This is a genomic window from Chryseobacterium sp. GW821-FHT04C04, assembly GCF_059420365.1.
Map to the genome: position 1 here is coordinate 231,708 of NZ_JBWKTO010000006.1, position 21,967 is coordinate 253,674.

Below are 21,967 nucleotides of genomic sequence, written 5' to 3' on the forward strand. Positions count from 1 at the left end.
TGAAAAATTATGATTTTAAAATTTTATTAAAGTTTTTTGTACATCAGATATTGAGGACCGCTTCTCCCCATTCTTGTTTTACCGTCATAGATATATCCGGACTGAAGGTAAATATGGTAAGCAGAATCATTTTTCTGGTTGACGGCAAGTACAATTTCGTTGCAGGAATTGAAATGATCCTTCACAAAATCACCCACTTTCACCATAGCTGATTTTCCTATTCCTTTCCCCTGCATCTGAGGATTCACAGATAAGGAACGCACTAAGACAGAGCCTTCATTATCTGTCAGCTCAAACTTATCTTTTCCAAAATCCAGTACAAAAAAACCGACAGGAAGATCATTTTCAAATATGGTTACCGGAAATGCATCTTCGTCATCCCGTTCGCTGATGCTTTGTAAAGCTTGTTGAGCTGTTGCGGTAAACTTCATCTGATTTTCATCCAAAGCATAACTGACTCCGGAAAGGTCTTCTTTTTTAAAGAATTCTAAATGTATCATAATTCTAGTGATGGTAAATATCTTCATACATTACCCCTGCACGGATTTCCACGGGAAGTTTATTTTCCTCCGGAACAATGGGACAATTGTAATCGTAAGCATTATAAGCACAAAAAGGATGATAAGATTGATTAAAATCTAGCACAATGGTGTTTCCTTTCGGTATTTTAAGATCGATATATTTCCCTCCTCCATACGTTTCTTTTTCATTGGTCGCATCGCGGAACGGCAGGAAAAGATAGTCTTTGTATTTTTCCTGTTTGATCAAAGCCAGACTCTGGTATAAAGTGACAGTATAAGGTTTGCCATCTAATGTAAATGTTGCTTTTCCGTATTCCTGATAAGATTTTGTTTTCCCTGAAGAAGTAGGAAGTTCAAAAGGCTTGGTATCTTCTGATTTAACAAAATCTGCAGTGACCCTGTATTGGGTATCAAAAGGAAAAAAAGGATGTCCTTTAAAGTTTTTAAAATTATCTCCCCTTAATGGAGTTTCTTTTGGATTGCGATATTCCGCGTTAAGTTCCTTCTGAAATTTCTGTACCTCTTTCTCTTCCTTTGAAACATTTTTTTGAGAAAAAGCCCATAACGGAAGAAGTAAAAAGAGTACTATATATTTTTTCATACGTATAAAATTATAAGTAAAACTATGAATTTTCGTAACAACAAAAGTTAAAATTGTAATAAAAAAGTATAATCTGTAATAAATACAATAAGCGCCTGCGGCTGTAGCATACTTTTTGAGAAACAAAGTTCATGAACAGGAAAAAATTCATTAAGACAAGTGCATTGATGATATCAGGTTTTTATTTTCTTCAATCCGAATTATTCCATGCTGCAGAAAGAAGAAATAGTAGGGTACAAGAAAATACTGATGCTCCGATTATAATCATTGGCAGCGGGTACGGAGGAGCTGTATCTGCCTTACGTCTTTGTGAAGCCGGAAAAAAGGTGGTGATGCTTGAAATGGGTCTCAACTGGGAAAAAGCCGGAATTCCATTTTCTAATCTTCTGAAACCCGGAAAAAGTTCTGCATGGCTGAAAAAGAAAAGTATTGCTCCTTTCATGAATATTTTTTCTTTAACTCCTTTTACCGGAACATTGGATCGTCTGAGTTTTGACCACATTAATATCTGGGTAGGAAGAGGGGTCGGTGGAGGTTCGCTGGTGAACGGAGGTATGGCTGTAACCCCGAAAGAGCGCTATTTCAAAGAAGTTTTCCCTGATCTTGATACTGAAAAATTTTACAGTCATTACTTTCCTCTGGTAAGGGAAGAATTGAAAGTAAATGTTATTGATGAACAGTTTTTAAAAGACTGTCCTTATTATAAGTTTACGCGAGTAGGTGAAGAAGAGGCTCATAAGGCAGGTTTTAAAACTATTAGAGTTCCGAACGTGTATGATTTTAAGTATATGGAAAAAGAGTTCCGGAATGAAGTTCCGCGCTCTGCTCTTAATACTGAAGTTATCTATGGGAACAATCACGGGAAAAACAGTTTAGATAAAACCTATCTGAGAAAAGCACTGGAAACCGGAAATTTGGAAATTCTTGACCTTCACCGTGTGCAAACGATCCAACTTAATGATGATAAAAGCTATACATTAAATGTCCAGCAGATTGATACTTCGGGCGCTTTGGTTGCCAATAAAGTCTTCAACTGTAAAAAACTGATTCTTTCTGCAGGAACTATGGGTACTTTACAGGTTTTGCTTCAGTCCAATGCTGAGAATGGCTTCCCTATTCATGAAAAGATCGGAAAAAACTGGGGAAACAACGGAAATTTCATGACGGGCAGAAACTGGGTGCATCCTTTATCAGGCGGCACAGGTGCTAAGCAATCTACTATTCCGGTAGGCGGAATTGACAATTGGGATGATCCGGAACATCCGTTTTTCACGGAAATTGCTCCTTTACCGATGGGAATGGATGTTGCTACTGCTTTATACCTGCTGATCAACAGAGTAGATAAAAAAGGAGAAGTTGCCTACAATAAAGCCAGCCAATCCTTGACCTTGAATTGGGATGAAAGTAATACGGTCAAAATGAAAGAAAACGCCCAATATTTTATCCGGAAAATGAACAAGGCTAATGGCGGTACCAGAAGTCATTTGCTTTTCAATAATGGTTTCGGGGCAGATATCTGTTATCATCCGCTCGGAGGATGTGTCTTGGGTGAAGCTACCAATGAGTATGGAAAGCTAAAAGATCATGAGAATCTGTATGTACTGGATGGCTCCTTAATTCCCGGAACAATTGGTGTCAATCCGTTTGTTACGATTACTGCCATTGCAGAATATTGTATTGAGAACCTCATCAGCAAGAATGAGTTTGCCTGAAATTAAGATATTGATTGTATTTCGGTAAGGTAATTTCTGATATCAGCTTCCAGCTTTGCCGGATAGGTACATTTAAGTTTTTCCGCCAAAGAAGTTCCTAATTCATGCACCAGATCAGCATAATCAAACAAAGCTTTCCAGTTTTCATCAATATCACTTCCGGAGAAAGTGTCTTCAATTCTATTCCATAGATCTGAGGGCAGATATTTTTTGAAAAGCCTTCCGTGTTTATTGGTCGTTATATTATTCCAGTTATGATTGCTGGCAATATACCATTCTATCAAAGGAACAAGATAGTCTGTTCGTAAAACATTTTCAGACATAAATTTGGCATAAAAAATATCCCCACGCTTAAGACATTTTGCCACATAAGTGGTATCCCACCAGAAATCATTCATCAACTGTTGAAACTTTTTTTCTGTTGGTTTCTGAATCATGATTGACTGGTACGTTGGGGGCTTCAGATTTTTGGTCAGATTATCTTTATCTATTAAAACTTTATAGCCTACGTCCCAATCTTCAGGAAGGGTTTTCTCATTCACTTCTCCAATAAAGTCTGCTACCTTATAGAGCTTAAAATCAACTTTCACATGGTCTTTATACAAGACCATTTTCATAGCATGTTTTCCCTCAAAAACACAGTCATCTTCCTCAATCATAGAAATGGGATCCCCAAAAAACCTGATCCATTCATTCCCGGATTCATAAGATGTTCTGTTTTCAAATACAAGTTCTATATCAAGATCACTAAAATCATCTACAGGAGCATAAGGGTTTACCAAAGAGCTTGTAAGGAGCACAGCACGGATATCAGGATTGTTTTCAGCCCAATGAATAATCTGTTCCAGCTTTTCTTCCCTTACTTTCATATTAATAAGATTCTGATATTTTCACACGATAAACGTCTGAAGAATTTCTTTTGATTGATTCTACAAAAAAGCCTCCTTCCTCAGGAATAACCTCTTTTAAGTCAAAACTTTTACAGTCTCTTGGAAGCCCTGAAAATATGAGGGTAAACCAAAAGTCTTTCATAAAAGGAACTGGTGTCCAATATGGAGAGATGGATATATTTTCGGCATGAATCATCTTGCTTCTATGCTCAGACTGTTTGTCAAAAAGATAGGTTGAATGCCAGATTCTGATCAGATTCCCTAAAAACGGAGATGCCGGGAAACAGCAATGTACAATAACCTGCCTCTCCTCTTCTATTTTCGTCTGAAGAGATTCCAGAATTTCCTTTGCAATAACAGGTTTTACAATTATTTCTTCCACCTTTTTACCAATAATAAATAATGAACAATGAGTATTATAGACTACTCATTGTTCATTACTGATGTTAATATTCTAATTCTAATTTTTCTTTTGTATAATTTCTCACCTCATTGGTCAATTCAGGATTTCCTGCTAATCTTTGTCCATATGAAGGAATCATTTCAAGCAGTTTTCCTTTCCATTCCCCATTAAGTTTTTCCGGGAAACATTTTTCCAGAACATTCAGCATTGCATATACTGCTGTGGATGCACCCGGTGAAGCTCCCAATAGAGAAGCAATAGTCCCGGTCTTGTTTACCACAACCTCAGTTCCGAACTCCAATTTTCCTCCTTCTTTTTCATCTTTTTTGATAATCTGAACTCTCTGCCCTGCCACTTTCAATTCCCAGTCTTCTTCCTTAGCATCTTTGATAAATTCTCTCAGGTGCTGCATTCTCTGAGATTTTGTCATGGCAACCTGCTGAATCAGATATTTTGTCAGAGGAATATTATGCCACCATGCACCAAAGAGTGATTTTAAGTTTTTCGTGTTGACACTTTCAGGAAGGTCAAGGTAACTTCCTTCTCTCAGGAATTTGGTCGAGAATCCTGCAAAAGGTCCGAAAAGAAGGGCTTTTTCACCATCAATGATTCTAAGATCAAGGTGGGGCACAGACATCGGAGGGGCATCTACCGTAGCCTGTGTGTATACTTTAGCCTGATGTTTTTCTACCAGCTCCTGATTATGGCTTACCAGCCACTGTCCTGAAACCGGGAAACCTCCATAGCCTTCACTTTCTTTAATATCTGAACTGTCTAACAGTGGAAGTGCATATCCTCCTGCACCGATAAATACAAAATCAGCCACCACTTCCTGTTTGTGACTGTGGATTCTGTCTTTTATCTTCATTTCCCATTGTCCATTTTCTCTAGGATTCACATCCTTTACTTCGTGGTATAAGAAAACCTCTACATTGGAATCTTCCAGAAGGTGTCTTCCCATTTTTCTTGTTAGTGTTCCAAAGTTTACGTCTGTCCCCATATCCATCTTCGTTGCCGCCATAACTTCAGATTGATTTCTTTTACTCATCACCAGAGGAATCCATTCTCTCAGTTTCTCATGGTCTGTTGAGAATTCCATTCCTGAAAAAAGAACAGATTCTGCCATTTTATCGTGGCGTTTTTTAAGATATTCAGCATCTTTTTCTCCGAATACCAGACTCATATGCGGGCAGGAATTGATAAATTCTTTGGGTTCCTGGATATATCCTTTGGTAAGCAGATAAGCCCAGAACTGTTTTGAGATTTCAAATTGTTCCGCAATGCTTTCTGCCTTGGTGATATCAATAGACCCATCTGGTTTTTCGGGGGTATAATTTAGCTCACAAAAAGCGGAGTGCCCTGTTCCCGCGTTGTTCCATGCTGCTGTACTTTCTTTGGCAAATCTTCCTAGCCTTTCGAAGATAGCGATTTCAAGATTGGGATCAAATTCATGAAGCAGTGTTGCTAAAGTGGCGCTCATGATCCCGCCGCCTATCAGTACAACGTCATATTTAGGTTTCGGTGTTCTGCTTGTAAGCGATTGTGACATAACTTTTAAATTTTACTTCAAATTTCGGGAAAAGTTTTAAAAACCGGAACGCGTTTAACGATTTTAACATGTTATTTTTTGTTCCTAAAATACTTCTTGAGTACACAACAAAAAACCATGGAAAATTTCAATAAAGAATCATTGAAATGATTGATAACAGTAAGATTTTCATTAAAAAAATATTAAAAATTTACTTTTTTTAATTCACTAATTAGTAAATAATTAATTCACTTTTCACTGTTAAAATTTCATAAAATTTTAAGTTTTTTTAAGTTCATATCAATAAATACCGCAACCATAAACCTTTACGGCATTATAATTTATCAACCATAAGTGATTAACAATTACACAGGATGTAAAAAAAATCACATTATATTGATAAATACACAAATTAATCGATATAATTCTATATGAAACCCATAAAACAATTGTTTTTTTTACGTACCTTTCAATTAAATTAATACATATTCTAATAAGTATTTAATTAAAATTATTTCATAAACATACTAAAGATGAAAATTATTATCTTCTTGGGTACATTGTTTGCGACAGCGACATTTGCCCAGAGCGGAAGTGTAGGAATCAACACGTCCACTCCAGACCCCAGTGCCATTCTGCACATTGAAAACTTTAGCGGAACTCCAGCCACTGCAACTGCAACTATTTCAGGAGGAGCAGTTACCGGCATTACAATCAACAACGGAGGAAGCGGCTATACCTCAGCACCAACAGTCAATTTTTATGGAGGAGGACCTGTTGTAAACGGAGGCTCTAAAGCACGTGCCACGGCTACTCTTTCAGGAGGAGTCATTACGGGCATTACGATCAACAACGGAGGTAGCGGTTATACCACAGCCCCTACAGTAGTGGTTTCAGGCGGTAATAAAGGAATGTTATTTCCCAATCTGAATCTTGCCAATCTAAGCAGCACAACGACCCCGGTTGCATCCCCTGCCAATGGACTTATTGGATTTAATGGCGGAACTAACAGCAATAACAAAGCCCTGCATGTTTTCAATGGTACGACCAATTCCTGGCAGAGTACAATTGATGCTCAAAATACACCGAAGATAGCTTACCTTGATTTTACAGGTTCTTTATCTGCGTTGGATAATGCAGTGGCAGGTGCCAGCACCCAGCTTCTGGTAAATAATCCTGCTGTTTCCGGAGTGTCAAATATCAGTGGATTTAAAGTACTTCCGAACACTTCAGGAGGATATTCTTTGATTCTTCCACAGGGAAATTATTTGGTAGAAGTGAATCTCAATCTAAACTCGCCTCAGGAAAGCCCGGCAGGTGTAAACAGCACTGCTCCACTTTCAGGAAGCACTTATTATCTGATGGGGTATTTTATTGATTTCATCAACGACAGCTATAACAATACAACGAATGTATTTACAGGAGGAAGTGCTACCAGAAAAGAGGTACCTATTGTTTCAAAGGTAAGTACCAACCACCTGGCTACCTGGTCTTTTTATTATACTGTTCCTACTAATGCGAATGCGAATATCATCGGAGGACTAAGACTAAATCTTGGAAGAATGCAAAACAGCACATTCTACGATCTTGTGAATGTAATCCCAGCCGGATCTTATATCAAAATATCTCAGCTTTAAAAACAATGAATATGAAAAAAAGTTATATCCTGCTATTATTGATCATAGCACAGACCATATATGCACAGGTTGCTATCGGGAAATCCACAGTTACCAATTCTGCTGTTCTGGATGTATCCTCATCAACCAATAAGGGAGTTCTTCTTCCAAGAGTGGACATTGTAGATGTACTGAGCAATACTTCTCCGGTAAATAACCCAACAGAAGGACTTGTTGTATACAATAAAGGAAATTCTATCAGCCCTGGTGTTTACATCTGGAAAAACAATATGTGGACACTGCTTTCTGACACTTATAATCTGGTAAGCTATATGATGCTTCAGCGAACCACAGACTATGCTGTATTAGGAGGTCTCGCCAACGGTACTTATAAAAATTTCAATGATGCAGCATTTACTGTTGTGTCCAATGATATCGGAGCTTTATATAATACTTCTAATGGAGTGATTACTCTTCCCGGAAACAGTGGCTATCTGATGAATGTCTGTTTGAATATCAGAACAGCTCTTGAAACTGCAACAGGCGGAATCGGAGGAACTCAAGTTCATCTGCATCAATATCTGGTAAAACTTATAGATCCTTCGAGTGGGACTCAGTATGGTAAAACAATCAGTATCAATGCACAATCTATTGCCAACAATAAAACGCACACACTGAATATGAGTTTTTCATTTGTAACGACCTCTGCATCCCCCATCCTTTTAGTACCTGCCATTGCTCATGATGCAGGAGGAACCTATCAGAATGGATCCGGAGGAGCTGCTCCTAATAATGGAGAGATCATTATTACCAATGCGAAAGTTGACATTCAAAGATCAGCACTTAACCAATAATTAAAACACAATGAAAACATATATTTATATTGTCTGTATGGTACTATTTAGCGTTCACACAAACGCACAAGTTGGTATCAATACTAGTACTCCCAATACAAGCAGTGTTCTGGACATTAATTCTTCGAACAAAGGGGTTCTTTTTCCACAATATGACCTTGTTGTTCTTAACAGTACTTCTACTCCTGTAGCTAATCCGGCAGACGGACTTATTATCTACAATAGCGGAGGCGCTTCCACCTTCCCGAAAGGATATTATGTATGGGTCAGAAATCAATGGCAGCGTACCCTTATTGCAGGAAGTGAGCCTCAGAATATGTCTTTGCTTATAGGTCCTGGAATATTAGTTCCTACCGGAAGCACAAATAATACATTGACTAACTTTAGTGTAACATCTAATAGAATTACCGGTGCATCATTAGGTGCAGACACCTCTACCATTACATTACCTGCGGGAACTTATGTCGTTCGGTATTCTGTGGATGCCAGTAATGCCAACAATAATAATGGAACAGCTAATACACAGTATCTTGGTCAGAATTTTACCTGTACAAGATCTTATCTGATTAATACCAGTACCAGCGCAACGATTACGGAAACCAACAGAATGTGTCAGTTATCCAGTTCTTTTACCTTTTTTCAGGGAAGTTATTTTTTAACACTGACCTCTCCAACCACTATTCGTCAGAAGTTTGAATTTGATACAGGAAACGGTTTTACAGCCAGTAATCTTAATGTAAGATCATCATTATCACTGGTGATTACTAAGATGGGGCAATAAAAAAGCTGAAGCATTTCTAATGCTTCAGCTTAATAATTTATATTCAAACAGGGCTTTAATTACAAGGCCCTTTTTTTTAATTCAATTTTGCAGTCAGTTTTTTAAACTGCTTTTCAGCATTTTTACCTTCATAAAGGATTGCATATACTGCATCTATAATGGGCAGTTTAAGATTTTTCTGTTTTGCCGTTTTATAGATAGAATCTGCAGCATAATATCCTTCCGCCACCATATTCATAGACTGAATCGCTGACTTCACAGTATATCCTTTTCCGATAAGATTCCCTAGGTTTCTGTTTCTTGAGAAAAGTGAATAAGCCGTTACCAAAAGGTCACCCAGATAAGCACTTTCATTCACATCTCTAGGCGCTTCGTAGATAGCTTCAAGGAATGTTTCCATTTCACGGATCGCATTGGAAACAAAAACAGCTGTAAAGTTATCTCCATAGCCTAATCCGCTTGCGATTCCGGCTCCAATGGCAAAAATATTTTTAAGAATAGCACTGTATTCATTCCCTAAGATATCTTTACTTGTCTGTACTTTGATAAAGTCTGAACTGAAAATACCTTCCAGCTTTTCTGCAGTTTCATCTTCTACTGTAGCAATAGTAAGATAAGAAAGTCTTTCCATAGCAACCTCTTCTGCATGGCAAGGTCCGGCAATAACCGCCTGATTTCTGAAACCTATTTTAAATTCATCGCGCAGATAATGGGCAACTACATCATTTACTTTAGGAATAATCCCTTTAATTGCAGAAATAAAAATTTTATCTGAATATTCACAAGTCATTTTATCGAGCGTATCAGACAGGTAGATAGATGGTGTTGCCAAAACAATAACATCGCAGGCAGAAACCAGTTCATTGATATCTGTTGTCAGTTTTAAGCTCTTGAGATTAAAATGAGCAGCGGTAAGATAAGTCGGATTATGTCCACGAAGTTCAATGGCTCCTTTTACAAATTCACTTCTTACACACCAGTGTACGACTTTGCAATTTTCAACAAGCATTTTTACGATTGCGGTAGCAAAACTTCCGCTCCCTACAACTCCTACAGAAATATCCTTTTTATTCTTTTTTGGATTCGAAGATTCTGAAATAATTTTCTTTTTAGCCATAATTGGAATGTGAAATGCAAAGATATTAAAACAAAGACGTAACGGAGGTCTTGAAACTATGATAAAAGCCATTTTTTGAAAAAATTAACACTTCAACACAATTAAATAGCTAATTAACCGTTAAATACAGAAAAAACTGAATTTTAACTAAAAATAACCTGTAAAGACTATTTTTAATTAAATTTGCAGCTTCAAAACCGTTTTAATTTTACTAAGAGAAGAAATATGAAAAAATTTCTAAGCAGCAAGAAGAACGTAAACATTCTCCTGGGAGGACTTTTACTAGTAGTTTTTGCACAGGGTGTCTTCATTGCGAAGCTCTTTTCTGAAAGAGACGACAAAACCTACGAAGTCAATCTTGTAAAAATAAACACTGAAAAAGACAGTGTAGATTATCTAAAAATGAAAACTGATCTTACTCTCGTAGATCAGACAGTTGCCCAACTCAACTCCTTCCTGAAGTCCAAAGACATTACCAATGAAAAACTGATGATGCTCGAGCAGGACAGTATTTCAAATTCTATTTATCTTTCCAAACAGGCAAACCGGTACAGCAAGTATCTGATGGATCTTCAGCAAAAACTGATGCAGGTACCATTAGGTATGCCTACAGACGGATATATTTCCTCTAATTTCGGAGTGAGAAAAAATCCGATTCCCTTCAAAACTGTTTTCGCTTCGGTAAAAACGAGTGCAGCAACGGAAGCTAAACCAGCAGTTGCTGCGGCTTCAAAACCTGAAGTAAAAGCTGAACCTGTTGAGAAGATCATAGAACTTACAGACAGCTATGGAAATAAGAGAGAAGTAAAAGTAATGGTTACTCCAAAAGCGGCTCCTGTGGCTGCTGCCTCTGCTCCTGCCACTACCAAAACAACTGCCGGAACAACAACCAAAACTGCCGTTGCTGAAAAAAATAATCCACCTGCTGAAGCGGATCAGATGCAATTCCACAAAGGATTGGACATTGCTGTTGCCTATGGTTCTGATGTAAGAGCTGCGGCTGCCGGAACAATTATTTTTTCTGGACAGAAAGGAGGTTATGGAAACTGCGTGATTGTTTCTCACGGAAACGGATTGGCTACGCTCTACGGACACTTATCACAGCTTGTATCTAAAGTAAATGATAAAGTAAAAGTAGGTCAGGTGATTGCTAAATCCGGAAACTCAGGGCGTTCTACAGGTCCTCATCTTCATTATGAAGTACACAAAAACAATACTCCGATTAATCCGAAATTGTTTATGAATCTATAAAACAAAAGGCTGTCAAGATAGACAGCTTTTTTGTTGATGATGAAATTTTTAAACCATTAAGATACTATTAAGGTTGTAAGCATATTAAGATGAACTTCGCTTTAAGCACAGTCTTTCTTTTATTTTCCTTAAATCAGCTTCAATCCTTCAAAAAATCTTAATGGTTCAAAAAAAACCACCATCATATGATGGTAGTTTTTTTATCTTATTTCAAAATCTTAAGAGTTCCTTTTGGATGGGTAAATGTACCGTCCGGACCTGCAATATTTGAGTAAATAATATTTTTATTATAATCCTGTATGTGGGTTACATTGAAACCAAGATGAGGTTCATGCCAATACACCATAAAAATATTCTTTGCTACTTCTATAGCGGTATATTCTACAGTATCTGTACTGTTTTTTGAACTTCCGGCTGTCCCTTTAAAGGTCATTGTTTTGTTATCTTTAAAATCCAGAATGAATCGTACTGCTCCAAAATCTACTTCAACTTGATGCCCGATTGCTGGATATGGTGATTTTAAATCCCAATCCATTTCTTTAAGGAAAACCTTTACTCCCATTTCCAATTCTTCTTTTCCGTGTAGATTAGGATATTTTTTTACCATAAAATCCACAATGGCGGGTAAAGTTTTATTTTCAGTCACCGCTTGTTTGTAGTTTTCGAGATAGCTTTTCACAAAATCAAGTGATTGTGGTGATGTAGACAATTCTGCAAAATGGGAAGCAATCACCTGATTCGGGTTCAATGCTTTCATGGCATCAATCTGTCCTATCCATTGATCAATCGCCTTTACACTCTGTGTATCTGCCATCCAAAGATGGGATCCTACTGAAACTGAAATTCCCCCTACAACGGTTTTAATGGATGGGATCCAAAGAAAACTGTGCGCCGGATCTTCAGGGTTTTGTCTGATCTCAATTTTGTTTCCTTCAAGATCAGGAATAGAAAAAGCGGCTTCAGGAATGATGATCTCTGATGGGGCATCTGCTTTTAATTGTGGTTTCCACACTCCCATTTTCTCATCTTTCGAAGCTGAAATCAGGTAAGCTGTCTGAGCTGTTGAGATAATCTTTGCATTGGGAAAAGCTTTTTTGATCACATCTAATCCAAAATAGAAATCAGGGTCGCTGTGAGAAATAAAAACTGTTTTCAGGATTTTTCCTGTCGCTTTTATTTCTTTCACAAGCTGCTCTGCATACTGTTTCTGAAACTGGGCATCAATGAGTATGGCGTCTTTATCTCCATAAATAATAGTAGAAGTGATCGGAAAAATAGCTTTGGTTCCCGGATTATACACTTTCACTTTGAGGTTTCCAGCAAATATGCTGATAAAACTCAACAGCGTTAATATCGACAATAATTTCTTTTGTATCATTTTGTTCTTTTATCTATTAGTAAGCTGCTGTAAAACGTTCACGGATGTGGTTGTTCTGCTCCAGTTCATCTACCAGAACTACTGCTACGTCTTCTACAGACAAACGGCTTCTTCCGTTTTCATCAAATACAGGAGTTTCTAATGATGTTCTGTATTTTCCTGTTCTTTCCCCTACATTCGCCTGATTCATTTCTATGGCAGGGCTGAAGAATGTCCAATCCAAAGTATTATTTTCTTTGATTTTGTTTAAATAATCTCTCGCTGCTGTTGCACCTGGTTTGTAAGCTTCCGGGAAATCCGGAGTATCTACGATCTGTATATTATCCGGAGTGTAAAGACTTCCTGCTCCACCTACTACGATTAGTCTTTTTACACCTGCTGCTTCTACTGCTTTTTGAATATTCTCAGATCCATTCAGAAAATCGTTGTAAAGATTAGGGTTTGTCCATCCTGCATTGAAAGTACTGATCACAGCATCACTTCCTTTTAATGCTTCAGCCAATTCATCTACATTGTTTACATCAATGCTCTTTGCTGTTACATTTTCCTTTGTATCTACTTTTGATGCATCTCTTACTAATGCTTCTACAGCATAGCCTCTGTCTGCTAATTCTGATACTACGTGTGTTCCTACAAATCCTGTTGCACCGATTACTGCTACTTTTTTCATAATGTTTTATTTTTAATTAAATTGTAATAAATTTTGTTACATTTAAGGTTAAAAAATTTTTATTCGAACTGGTCAGCGAATTCCTGCAATGACTTGTCTCCTAAAAAGTTTACCACCAAACGATCTGTTTCTTCAAATAATGTATTTAAATGAACGTTAATTTCCTTTCCAACACTGCATGCCGGATTGGGATTCTGATTTTTCTTTCCGAGTACTTCAGTATTTTTTACTGCTTTATAGATTTCAGAAATTGTAATCATATCAGCATTCTTTGCAATCTGGCTGCCTCCTTCTTTTCCCTGTCTGCTGATAATCAGACCTGCTTCTTTCAATACGCTGATCTCCTTTCGGACAATCACCGGATTTACATTGATACTACCGGCTACCCATTCGGAAGTAAGCCAATCCTGAGGGCTCTTTGCCAATAATGTCATTATATGTACTGCCGTAGCAAATCTTGTATTGTTCATTGTAATTACTTGGCAAAGATACACATTTTTTAAATGTAACAAAACTTATTACAGTTAATTTTTTCTTAAAGGATTAATTTGTCCAGATCAAGTAACAAATAATTGATGTTCTGATTGATGGTACGTGTTGCCGACTGCATCTGATTGAGCATAGCAGCACGGTTATGAAGATCATCTGCCCTATAGAATCCGCCGTCACTGAAAATAACAGACTTATCTGCGACTTCTTTTACATCATCAAACTGATAGTGAAGCCATCTCGATTTCATATTTCCAATAATGGAATGTTCTTCCCTGTTGGAAAATTTTTTCTCAGTATACATATACCAAATGAAAGGTGGAAAATTGGGAGATTCTAATTTTTCTTTCCAGATATCCCTTAAAAGATTTCTCTGATGGATAAACTCAACTTTTTTCCCTTTGGGATTAAGGGTTGCCAAACCAAACCCAGCACCCAAAATACCTCCCCCGATACCTATTGCATTATCCCAACCGTCACTTTTAACGATTCCTCCCGCTATGGACGAAGCCGCACCGGCAATGATTGAATATAAAATCAGTTTATTATTTCTTGAAGAGTTCAGATTATCTACATAGTTTCCAATCTGTGCAACTCTTTCTCCTTCACAATCGAATTCTGCTGCTACGGCATCCAGCTCTGTTAAGGCAATAGTAATTCTACTGTTAATTTTCGTCTTCAGCTGTAATATTTTCACCTGTGATGTCAGTGAAGAATCTTTTTTAAGTTCGATGATCTTGTGAACGTCCTCCAGATTGTTCAACGCATTTAAAATTAAAATGCTCTGATCGCTAAACATTTCTTTAAGATCTTTATTCGCTATTAAAATAGAATCCGAATGATAAGATGGAAGTTTATTATTGTAGTTATACTTAAAAGGAGCCTTACAGTAGCTGTCCTTTAGGGTAAGAATATTCTGCTGGATAGCCTGATTCTTTTTGGAAACACAGGATACCAGTAAGCCCACCACAGCGAAAAGGTAAAAGAGTTTTTTCATTCAGTTATATTTTTGTGTTAGCAGGATCAATTGCAGAACAGATCTCTCCATTATACCATTTATCTATACGAAGATAGTACAAATAAAAAAATTTACCTGATTTCAGGTAAATTTTTAATCTATTTTTAAGAAGGATTATTTAATATCCAGCAATTCAACTTCGAAAACAAGCGTACTGTTTGGCCCGATCTCTTTGCTGATTTCCTGATCTCCATATGCTAAATGCGGAGGAATAATCAGTCTCCATTTGCTTCCAACTGGCATCAGCTGAAGTGCTTCTGTCCAACCTGAAATCACTCTGTTTAAAGGGAAAGATGCAGGAGTTCCTCTTTTTACAGAACTGTCGAATACCTTACCGGAAATAGTCGTTCCGTGATAGTGGCATTTTACAGTAGACTTAGGTCCTGGTTTCTGCCCATCCCCTTCTGTAATGATTTCATATTGTAAGCCGCTAGGTAACTGCACAACGCTTTCTCTTTTACCATACTCTACCATATATTCTTTACCATCATTCAGGTTTTTCTCTGCCAATTCTTTTTTACGTTTAAATAACATATCTGCTACTCCCATATTATAATTTTTTTACAAAGATAAGATTTGTTGCCGGAAGTAAGAAGTGGGAATTATTAAACATTAAAAATCAGCAACTTAAACAGGTTACTAATCAAAATAAGAAACTCATATTTGTATATTTTTCGTGATTCAAAGGCTCTCAATCAACAAAATTCAAATAATTGTAATACTTGCTTAACACAGATTCCGAAACTTGGCGTTATAATTGAATTTTAAAAACTAAATGCCAAATCCATTACAATATAATAAGAAGTTTGATGAACTAAATGAGGAGGAAAAAAAACTTCTGGAGATCAATAAAAAAACAATAGCGGATTTTGTTGAGCAATCCTCTTCTATAAGTGACGTCAATTATGCTACCCGGAATGCTCATGCAAAAACGTATGCAGTAGCAAAGGGTACATTCTGGATTGAACCGGATATCCCTGAATCATTACAGCCTTTTTTTGATAACGAAAAGTTCGACCTAACTATAAGATTTTCTAATGCTCAGCTGAAAATTAAAAATTCTAAAAAAGATATTCCCGCCTACGGATTTGCTGTACAGATCAGGGATGAAAACAGCGTGTTACTTGCCAATTACCCTTTGGTGAATTTTCCTTTATTCCCTGTAAATTCGGTTTCTACTTTCCTAAAACTGTTTACAGCAGTCAATCGTCTTTATATGAAACAATGGAGAAGTTTGTTTCCGATGTTTATTCAGCTGGTCAAAATGATTCCAACTCTTTGTACAGTTGATTTTATCCGGCGTAGTTTACAACTGATCAGCAAAAGGAATGATTTTATCCTGTCGTTCGATTACTATTCTGTAGGCGCTTATCGTCTGGGAGATCAGATGATCAAAATAAAACTATGTCCAAAGTCTGTAGATAAAAATACAGGCAGAAAGCAAAATATAAAAGATTCATTAATAGATTATCTTCAGACTCATGAATTTGAAGCAGATGTGATGATACAGATTTGTTATGACCTGAAAGATCAGCCGATCAATACACTGAATGTAGAATGGAAAAATTCTCCTTTTATTAAGATTGGTGAGGTTAGGATCAATAAAGACTCACTTCTGGATTCGCGCAATTGTACCAATGAACTTCTTTCATTCAATCCTTTTGAAAGTAAAATATTTTTCCAGCCTGTAGGAAAAATACAAAAACTGCGTGATGAAGCTTACAAAGTATCTGTGCAGACGAGGAGAAAAATCAATAAATTACTTCATGGGAAAGGAGGCTAGATGAATGATGAGCTGGTGACTTGAAAAAACTTCTTTGCGCCTTACCATTTATCAAATAGATTAAAAAAAGACTGTCATTGTAACAGTCTTTTTACTTTTTATTTAAATTTCCGGTCTTCTTCTTTTATAGCCAGGTCATTGATGCTTGCATATCTTTTTGCCATCAGTCCGTTTTCATCAAATTCCCAGTTCTCATTTCCATAAGCTCTGAACCAATTCCCGTCTTTTGTCTGATATTCATATTCAAAACGAACTGCAATGCGGTTATCGGTATGTGCCCAATATTCTTTTTTAAGCTTATAATTGAATTCTTTCGCCCATTTTTTCTGCAGAAATACTACAATATTTTCCCTTCCATTCACGAAAGCATCTCTGTTTCTCCATTCGCTGTCGATCGTGTAAGCTTTAGAAACCCTTTCAGGATCCTGACTGTTCCAGGCATCTTCTGCCAGTTGAATTTTTTCCATTGCCGTTTCAAGTGTGAAAGGCGGAAGTGGGTGTTTCTGTTCCATAACTTATTGTATTAAATTGGTGGCTATTATCTTTGATTTTTCAATGAGTTCATTGGATTTGAAAAGTTGGCTTTCTATAATACTGCTCTCAAAAAGCATATAAATATGAGTAGAAAGACTATCATCGTTCAGTATTTCTAAAAAGTAGTTTCTGAGATCTGTTTTATGGGATTGGATAACCTTCAGGATTTTAATATTATCCATCGGTATTTCCGACAAAATGTTTAGAAAACTGCATCCCCTGAAGTTCTCTTTTTCATTCATGTACACAAGGAAATCGAAAGCTTTCATGGTTTTAGATCTTTTCTCTTTTTCCTGCGATACAAAATTGTTTAGCTCCTTAAACCAATACTCATGTCTTACTTTCAGAAATTCTACACACAGGTCTTCTTTAGATTTAAAATGCTGATAAAAACTTGCCCTGGCTACTTCTGCTTCAGAAATAATCTGGTTGATTCCTGTAGAGTTATAGCCTTGTCTGGCGAACAATTGAAAGGTAGTTTCTATTATTCTTTCTCGTGGAGATTTCATATTGCTTTTCTTTTACTGAACAAATGTATGAAAAAAAACAACGAACAGACTGATCTGTCTGTTTTATTTTTAAAAATAATAATTTTGGAAAACGAAAAGGCGCAAAAATTCTTATAAAATAATGTAGTAAAGCGCAATGATTTTATCTCTAATAAAATTTAACACTGCTAACCATGATTCTTGATAAAACCGATAATAAAAGGCAACCTTATTGAAAATATTTGATTTTCTTGCTCCTTAAAACCATCATAAATAATAAACCTTTGCGTCTTTGCGTTTTCCAACAAAAAATTTTAAATAAAAAAGCCTCCAGAATAACATTCCAGAGGCTTTTCATCTATTTTAAATATTTTATTTTTCTTCTAATTCTTCTTTTTTCTCTTCTTCTTTTTCAGGGAAGATGATGGATAAAAGAACAGAGATAACCAATACTCCTCCTACGATTCCCAATGAAACCGGAGATGTAATATGAATCCAAGGGGCAATAAGCATTTTAACCCCGATGAAGGATAAAATAATGGCCAATCCATAAGGAAGTTTGCTGAACATATGGATAAAGTTCGCCAACAGGAAATATAATGATCTCAATCCTAAAATAGCGAAAATATTCGATGTATAAAGGATGAATGGGTCATTTGAAATCGCGAAGATTGCCGGAATAGAGTCTACAGCAAAAAGAACGTCTGTAAATTCAATAACTCCAACCACGACTAAAAGCGGTGTTGCCATTTTGATCCCGTTTTGAACAGTGAAGAATTTATCACCATCATAATTATCGGAAACTTTCCAGAAACTCTTGATCAATCTTGCTCCTGCTGTATTGCTGTAATCTTCGTCATCATCATCACCTCCATCGCCCCAGGATTTAATCCCGGCATAGACAAGGAACAGACCGAAAAGAGCCATTACTATATTGATCTGTACTGCTTTTCCAAAAATATTCATTTCAGGAAGATACGTCAGGTTAATCAATCCTACTCCTGCAAAAATAAATATTGCTCTGAAGATCAATGCCCCAATAATACCCCAGAAAAGGACTTTATGGTGAAGAAATTTCGGTACTTTAAAGAATCCAAAAACCAGAATAAATACAAACAAGTTATCTACCGAAAGAGCCTTTTCAATCCAATAAGCAGCCTGGTACTGTGTAAATTTCTCCACCGCTACTGCATGACTTGCAGGCGACCCGTCTGTATTGAATACCCAATACACCACCCCTGAAAATATCATGGAAAGTGAAATCCATACGATAGACCAGATAGTCGCTTCTTTGGAAGAGACTTCATGACTTTTTTTATTAAATACCCCTAAGTCCAGGAGCAGCATGATAACAACTGTTATCGCGAATCCCCACACCAGACCTGGGTGCAGTTCTAAAATACTTTGATGTTTATCCACTTGAGTTATGTTATTATATGATAAAAGCAATAGATGTACAGCGTACAAATATTGCTATTTTATTTATCTCTTGATTGTCAATTGATTACAGGTAATTCATCTGTACTGTCTGAATCGTCTGCTCCAGCTTTCTATCTGCTGTAGGATCTCCAACGGCATTGAATTTCCATTCCCCATTTCTCTTATAGAAAACTCCCATTACCATGGCAACATGCCCGTTGAAAGAAGCATCATTTGCAACATCATATTTTGCAAAAACTTCTCTTACATTAGTAGGTGTTCCTTCATAAATACGGATAGAAGCAAAAGGAATCGTACCGAAATCCTGACCTTTATAGCTGTTCAGCACCATTGCCACATGTTCTACATTGGGCTCCAGCTGGCTGAAATCAACAGTTATTACTTCGTTATCCAATCCGTCATCTCCGTCTACATCTCCAGTAAGGTCATCTCCACTGTGTTTTACAGATCCGTTTCTGGATTTAAGATTTCCAAAATAGATTACTTCCGTAACATTTTTGTTTGAATCATATAAAATACAGCTTCCGTCTAAGTCTACTGCTTCTTTTTTGGTGCCGAAAAATCCTTTCTTTTCGATTGCTCCCCAGTTGATTCCTACACAAGCTTGGGAAAGCTCAGCCCCATTTTCTTTTTTAAGGTTTATTCTCTGACCTTTTTGTAAGTTGATAGCCATCTTTTTATGTTTAGTTATTATTTACTTTTTGCAAAGGCTAAGCCGCCAATTTGTGATTGTACTTTTTGCTGTTTTGCCTTCTAGTTATTATTCAAATTCAAATTAAGCATTGCGCGCAGAATATTCGTTTCTTCATCGAAATCAAATATTTTGCTCATAATATCTATATTTTCCAGGTTTCTGATATAGTCTTTCAAAACGGCTTCCACCTCGGCTGGTAACGTACGTTTTCTTTCGTTCATACTATGCTCCAGCACATCATTTTTAGTTCTCAGCTGATCAATAATGGAACTCTGGTTAGACTGATTTTCAGAAATATCCAGCTTATCCAATTCTTTGTCGAAAAGATACAATTTCTTTTCGTCTACACTGAAAATAAAATAATCGTCAGACTGAAAGACCCTGAAGAGTTCATAATCGCGATTCCCAATAAGGTAACCACAAACAAAACGGACTTTAAATCCCTGTATATTCAATCTCCCTAACAGTTTTCTTTCAATGGCGTAGTCTTTATACTGATAGGCAGGAAAAGCACTGGACTGCAAAAGAGATTCATCGGCTTCAGTTCTGTAAAATTCCTGAGCATATTTTTTATGAAAATACAGAACATTCTCCCAATTGGCCGTAAAAACATCTTCTGTAAGATCTTTGTACAAAGTTTTCAGATGTTGGGAAAATACACCGCTGTACATTTTCCTGTCGGTCTGAAAGCTGTCTACCCGTCTTTCTTCAAAACCTGAAATATATTTATTGTTGATGTTAATTTCATTAATGACAGCCAGCATATCATTTTCCTTTTGCCGTTTTATCTTCGTCAAAAGTTCTATGAGGCTGTCGGTATACTGCAGGTGGAAAAGTTCCAGTTTATTATAATCTAAAGCCGTATTTTCCTGGAACAGATTGTGGATAATATCTGTTTTGATGTAAATCGATATTATGTCAATATGTTCAAAAAAATTCGCAAGAAGCTTAAGTTTTGTTAATCTTCTTTTGCTTTGCGACAATATGGTTGCTGCATCATCCCCCACCTTGGTATCCTATAAATTAACCTCTGACATTCGCTTTAAGTTCATGTTCCAATGTCTGAAGATCCTGATCCAGTTTTCGTCTGTTATCTGCTCCTTGTTTCTGGATTTGTTTCACTTCATTCAATGTATTGATAAGCATTGATGTTGTTTCTCTTAATGTTTCTACTGACACGATAGTCTGCTCGTTCGCTCTCGCAACATTCACTGAGTTCTGGCCAAGACGCTCTGCATTCTTTCTTAGAATCTCTTCTGTAGTAGAAGACACTTTCTGCTGAATTTCAATATTCTGCTGCTGTCTGTACATCGCTACAGCAAGGGAAAGCTGGTTTTTCCATACAGGAAGCGTAGTGGTAAGAATCGTCTGTGCTTTTTCAGCAATAGAAACGTTATTATTCTGTACCAGTCTGATCTGTGGAAGCGACTGCATCATAATCACACGCACCACTTTAAGATCGGCCATTCTTCTGTCTAGCCTTGCAATGAAATCTCTCTTATCTGCAATCTGATAATCCTGAAAATTCTGAGGACTGGCTTCCATTTGAGTAAGCTCAACAGCGGCTCTTTCCATTCTGATATTCCCAGCAATCACAAGACTTTCGATCTGCTTGATAGAATTCACATTACTTTCAAAAATAGTCTGAAGAACAGCATTATCTTTTGTAGAAGTAATGATTCCCGCATTTACTTTATAGGAGATCTGCTCAATATTATTGATGATCTTGTCATATTTTGTAAATAAGTTTTCCACCTGAGTGATCACCTTTTTCATGAATGGTAATTTGCTCAGGAAGCTTTTCACTTTATTTCCGTTAAGCTCTTCCACATCTACATAGTTAAGCTCTACTAAAAGGTCATTGATAAGCCCGCCTACTTCTCCGGAGTTTGATCTTCTTACATTTCCTAAGAAACTGTCACTCTGGTTTGTTAACGTTTTCTGAAGCTCTGCCCCGAAATTTACAATCGAACCTGGGTTGGCTTCGTCAATAGAGTTCGCAAGAACTTCATATTTCTGACGTTCTTCTGACTGCAACTGAGTCAGATTTACATTTCCCTCTCTGTCCACAAGAACTGCCGGCGCTGCATTTTGAACAGGCTGAGCTGGAGTTGGGGGAACCATTGGAGTAGGTTCAAATGTTTTAAGAGGTTCTATTGATCCTAATGGATCTATGGGTTGATTTTCCTGATTGTCCAT

At 36.9% G+C, this 21,967-nt stretch carries 23 protein-coding genes; 6 read left to right on the plus strand and 17 right to left on the minus strand.

What is annotated here, in order from left to right:
* Positions 1-26: 26 nt before the first annotated feature.
* Both AC07UM_RS20565 and AC07UM_RS20570 read right to left on the minus strand, forming a co-directional pair.
* Complete coding sequence (locus AC07UM_RS20565) at positions 27-500, minus strand: GNAT family N-acetyltransferase (protein WP_494684436.1); 474 nt, start codon at positions 498-500, stop codon at positions 27-29.
* A gap of 4 nt (positions 501-504) precedes the next feature.
* Positions 505-1,122 (minus strand): DUF1684 domain-containing protein, encoded by a 618-nt coding sequence (locus AC07UM_RS20570; RefSeq protein ID WP_494684437.1) that lies wholly within the window; start codon positions 1,120-1,122, stop codon positions 505-507.
* Positions 1,123-1,253: 131 nt separating this feature from the next.
* Here AC07UM_RS20570 and AC07UM_RS20575 point away from each other — a divergent pair, with 131 nt between their 5' ends.
* Positions 1,254-2,834: a GMC family oxidoreductase N-terminal domain-containing protein gene (locus AC07UM_RS20575; RefSeq protein ID WP_494684438.1), complete on the plus strand. Its 1,581-nt coding sequence runs from the start codon at positions 1,254-1,256 to the stop codon at positions 2,832-2,834.
* Between the two features lie 2 nt (positions 2,835-2,836).
* Here AC07UM_RS20575 and AC07UM_RS20580 read toward each other — a convergent pair whose 3' ends face one another.
* From AC07UM_RS20580 to mqo, 3 genes are all read right to left on the minus strand, one after another.
* The gene (locus AC07UM_RS20580) at positions 2,837-3,703 is read right to left on the minus strand and encodes an AadS family aminoglycoside 6-adenylyltransferase (protein ID WP_494684439.1); all 867 of its coding nucleotides are present in this window, start codon (positions 3,701-3,703) and stop codon (positions 2,837-2,839) included.
* A gap of 1 nt (position 3,704) precedes the next feature.
* Entirely contained in the window at positions 3,705-4,106 is a 402-nt protein-coding gene (locus AC07UM_RS20585; protein WP_103233227.1) for a hypothetical protein, read from the minus strand.
* Between the two features lie 64 nt (positions 4,107-4,170).
* Entirely contained in the window at positions 4,171-5,676 is a 1,506-nt protein-coding gene (gene mqo, locus AC07UM_RS20590; protein ID WP_124530799.1) for a malate dehydrogenase (quinone), read from the minus strand.
* Between the two features lie 512 nt (positions 5,677-6,188).
* Here mqo and AC07UM_RS20595 point away from each other — a divergent pair.
* From AC07UM_RS20595 to AC07UM_RS20605, 3 genes are read left to right on the plus strand one after another with little or no spacing between them, the layout of a single operon-like run.
* Complete coding sequence (locus AC07UM_RS20595) at positions 6,189-7,292, plus strand: phage tail-like protein (protein ID WP_494684440.1); 1,104 nt, start codon at positions 6,189-6,191, stop codon at positions 7,290-7,292.
* An 11-nt stretch (positions 7,293-7,303) separates the two neighbouring features.
* Entirely contained in the window at positions 7,304-8,125 is an 822-nt protein-coding gene (locus AC07UM_RS20600) for a phage tail-like protein (protein WP_494684441.1), read from the plus strand.
* Positions 8,126-8,135: 10 nt separating this feature from the next.
* Positions 8,136-8,906: a phage tail-like protein gene (locus AC07UM_RS20605; RefSeq protein WP_494684442.1), complete on the plus strand. Its 771-nt coding sequence runs from the start codon at positions 8,136-8,138 to the stop codon at positions 8,904-8,906.
* Between the two features lie 76 nt (positions 8,907-8,982).
* Here the strand turns inward: AC07UM_RS20605 and AC07UM_RS20610 are convergent, their stop codons facing one another.
* Complete coding sequence (locus AC07UM_RS20610; protein ID WP_236854343.1) at positions 8,983-10,023, minus strand: NAD(P)H-dependent glycerol-3-phosphate dehydrogenase; 1,041 nt, start codon at positions 10,021-10,023, stop codon at positions 8,983-8,985.
* 225 nt (positions 10,024-10,248) lie between these two features.
* Here AC07UM_RS20610 and AC07UM_RS20615 point away from each other — a divergent pair, with 225 nt between their 5' ends.
* Positions 10,249-11,274 carry a M23 family metallopeptidase gene (locus AC07UM_RS20615; protein ID WP_494684443.1) on the plus strand — a complete coding sequence of 342 codons (1,026 nt, stop codon included), beginning with the start codon at positions 10,249-10,251 and terminating at the stop codon, positions 11,272-11,274.
* A gap of 205 nt (positions 11,275-11,479) precedes the next feature.
* Here AC07UM_RS20615 and AC07UM_RS20620 read toward each other — a convergent pair whose 3' ends face one another.
* The 5 genes from AC07UM_RS20620 to bamJ form a co-directional block, all read right to left on the minus strand.
* Positions 11,480-12,652, minus strand: a complete 1,173-nt coding sequence (locus AC07UM_RS20620) for a MoaF-related domain-containing protein (protein WP_494684444.1) — start codon at positions 12,650-12,652, stop codon at positions 11,480-11,482.
* 16 nt (positions 12,653-12,668) lie between these two features.
* The gene (locus AC07UM_RS20625; RefSeq protein ID WP_494684445.1) at positions 12,669-13,322 is read right to left on the minus strand and encodes an NAD(P)-dependent oxidoreductase; all 654 of its coding nucleotides are present in this window, start codon (positions 13,320-13,322) and stop codon (positions 12,669-12,671) included.
* A 59-nt stretch (positions 13,323-13,381) separates the two neighbouring features.
* Positions 13,382-13,792: an Rrf2 family transcriptional regulator gene (locus AC07UM_RS20630; RefSeq protein ID WP_494684446.1), complete on the minus strand. Its 411-nt coding sequence runs from the start codon at positions 13,790-13,792 to the stop codon at positions 13,382-13,384.
* 65 nt (positions 13,793-13,857) lie between these two features.
* Positions 13,858-14,808, minus strand: a complete 951-nt coding sequence (locus AC07UM_RS20635; protein ID WP_494684447.1) for a hypothetical protein — start codon at positions 14,806-14,808, stop codon at positions 13,858-13,860.
* A 135-nt stretch (positions 14,809-14,943) separates the two neighbouring features.
* Positions 14,944-15,378: a BamJ family beta-barrel-assembly machinery protein gene (gene bamJ / locus AC07UM_RS20640; protein WP_103233616.1), complete on the minus strand. Its 435-nt coding sequence runs from the start codon at positions 15,376-15,378 to the stop codon at positions 14,944-14,946.
* A gap of 226 nt (positions 15,379-15,604) precedes the next feature.
* Between bamJ and AC07UM_RS20645 the strand changes: the two genes are divergently transcribed.
* Positions 15,605-16,612 (plus strand): catalase family protein, encoded by a 1,008-nt coding sequence (locus AC07UM_RS20645; RefSeq protein ID WP_494684448.1) that lies wholly within the window; start codon positions 15,605-15,607, stop codon positions 16,610-16,612.
* A gap of 98 nt (positions 16,613-16,710) precedes the next feature.
* Here AC07UM_RS20645 and AC07UM_RS20650 read toward each other — a convergent pair whose 3' ends face one another.
* From AC07UM_RS20650 to AC07UM_RS20675, 6 genes are all read right to left on the minus strand, one after another.
* Entirely contained in the window at positions 16,711-17,124 is a 414-nt protein-coding gene (locus AC07UM_RS20650; RefSeq protein WP_494684449.1) for a DUF1348 family protein, read from the minus strand.
* A gap of 3 nt (positions 17,125-17,127) precedes the next feature.
* Entirely contained in the window at positions 17,128-17,655 is a 528-nt protein-coding gene (locus tag AC07UM_RS20655) for a TetR/AcrR family transcriptional regulator (protein ID WP_494684450.1), read from the minus strand.
* A gap of 351 nt (positions 17,656-18,006) precedes the next feature.
* Entirely contained in the window at positions 18,007-19,053 is a 1,047-nt protein-coding gene (locus AC07UM_RS20660; protein WP_494684451.1) for a TerC/Alx family metal homeostasis membrane protein, read from the minus strand.
* An 85-nt stretch (positions 19,054-19,138) separates the two neighbouring features.
* Positions 19,139-19,747: a TerD family protein gene (locus AC07UM_RS20665; protein WP_494684452.1), complete on the minus strand. Its 609-nt coding sequence runs from the start codon at positions 19,745-19,747 to the stop codon at positions 19,139-19,141.
* Positions 19,748-19,827: 80 nt separating this feature from the next.
* The gene (locus tag AC07UM_RS20670) at positions 19,828-20,775 is read right to left on the minus strand and encodes a hypothetical protein (protein ID WP_494684453.1); all 948 of its coding nucleotides are present in this window, start codon (positions 20,773-20,775) and stop codon (positions 19,828-19,830) included.
* Positions 20,776-20,791: 16 nt separating this feature from the next.
* Complete coding sequence (locus AC07UM_RS20675; protein ID WP_185151294.1) at positions 20,792-21,967, minus strand: toxic anion resistance protein; 1,176 nt, start codon at positions 21,965-21,967, stop codon at positions 20,792-20,794.

Excerpts from the sequence above, each read along its gene's own strand:
- AC07UM_RS20565 (WP_494684436.1), bottom strand. The coding sequence starts at position 500 with ATGATACATTTAGAATTCTTTAAAAAAGAAGACCTTTCCGGAGTCAGT.
- AC07UM_RS20610 (WP_236854343.1), bottom strand. The coding sequence starts at position 10,023 with ATGGCTAAAAAGAAAATTATTTCAGAATCTTCGAATCCAAAAAAGAAT.
- AC07UM_RS20635 (WP_494684447.1), bottom strand. The coding sequence starts at position 14,808 with ATGAAAAAACTCTTTTACCTTTTCGCTGTGGTGGGCTTACTGGTATCC.
- AC07UM_RS20665 (WP_494684452.1), bottom strand. The coding sequence starts at position 19,747 with ATGGCTATCAACTTACAAAAAGGTCAGAGAATAAACCTTAAAAAAGAA.
- AC07UM_RS20605 (WP_494684442.1), top strand. The coding sequence starts at position 8,136 with ATGAAAACATATATTTATATTGTCTGTATGGTACTATTTAGCGTTCAC.
- AC07UM_RS20645 (WP_494684448.1), top strand. The coding sequence starts at position 15,605 with ATGCCAAATCCATTACAATATAATAAGAAGTTTGATGAACTAAATGAG.
- AC07UM_RS20620 (WP_494684444.1), bottom strand. The coding sequence starts at position 12,652 with ATGATACAAAAGAAATTATTGTCGATATTAACGCTGTTGAGTTTTATC.
- AC07UM_RS20675 (WP_185151294.1), bottom strand. The coding sequence starts at position 21,967 with ATGGACAATCAGGAAAATCAACCCATAGATCCATTAGGATCAATAGAA.
- AC07UM_RS20575 (WP_494684438.1), top strand. The coding sequence starts at position 1,254 with ATGAACAGGAAAAAATTCATTAAGACAAGTGCATTGATGATATCAGGT.
- mqo (WP_124530799.1), bottom strand. The coding sequence starts at position 5,676 with ATGTCACAATCGCTTACAAGCAGAACACCGAAACCTAAATATGACGTT.
- AC07UM_RS20595 (WP_494684440.1), top strand. The coding sequence starts at position 6,189 with ATGAAAATTATTATCTTCTTGGGTACATTGTTTGCGACAGCGACATTT.
- bamJ (WP_103233616.1), bottom strand. The coding sequence starts at position 15,378 with ATGGGAGTAGCAGATATGTTATTTAAACGTAAAAAAGAATTGGCAGAG.
- AC07UM_RS20625 (WP_494684445.1), bottom strand. The coding sequence starts at position 13,322 with ATGAAAAAAGTAGCAGTAATCGGTGCAACAGGATTTGTAGGAACACAC.
- AC07UM_RS20630 (WP_494684446.1), bottom strand. The coding sequence starts at position 13,792 with ATGAACAATACAAGATTTGCTACGGCAGTACATATAATGACATTATTG.
- AC07UM_RS20600 (WP_494684441.1), top strand. The coding sequence starts at position 7,304 with ATGAAAAAAAGTTATATCCTGCTATTATTGATCATAGCACAGACCATA.
- AC07UM_RS20580 (WP_494684439.1), bottom strand. The coding sequence starts at position 3,703 with ATGAAAGTAAGGGAAGAAAAGCTGGAACAGATTATTCATTGGGCTGAA.
- AC07UM_RS20655 (WP_494684450.1), bottom strand. The coding sequence starts at position 17,655 with ATGAAATCTCCACGAGAAAGAATAATAGAAACTACCTTTCAATTGTTC.
- AC07UM_RS20570 (WP_494684437.1), bottom strand. The coding sequence starts at position 1,122 with ATGAAAAAATATATAGTACTCTTTTTACTTCTTCCGTTATGGGCTTTT.
- AC07UM_RS20615 (WP_494684443.1), top strand. The coding sequence starts at position 10,249 with ATGAAAAAATTTCTAAGCAGCAAGAAGAACGTAAACATTCTCCTGGGA.
- AC07UM_RS20650 (WP_494684449.1), bottom strand. The coding sequence starts at position 17,124 with ATGGAACAGAAACACCCACTTCCGCCTTTCACACTTGAAACGGCAATG.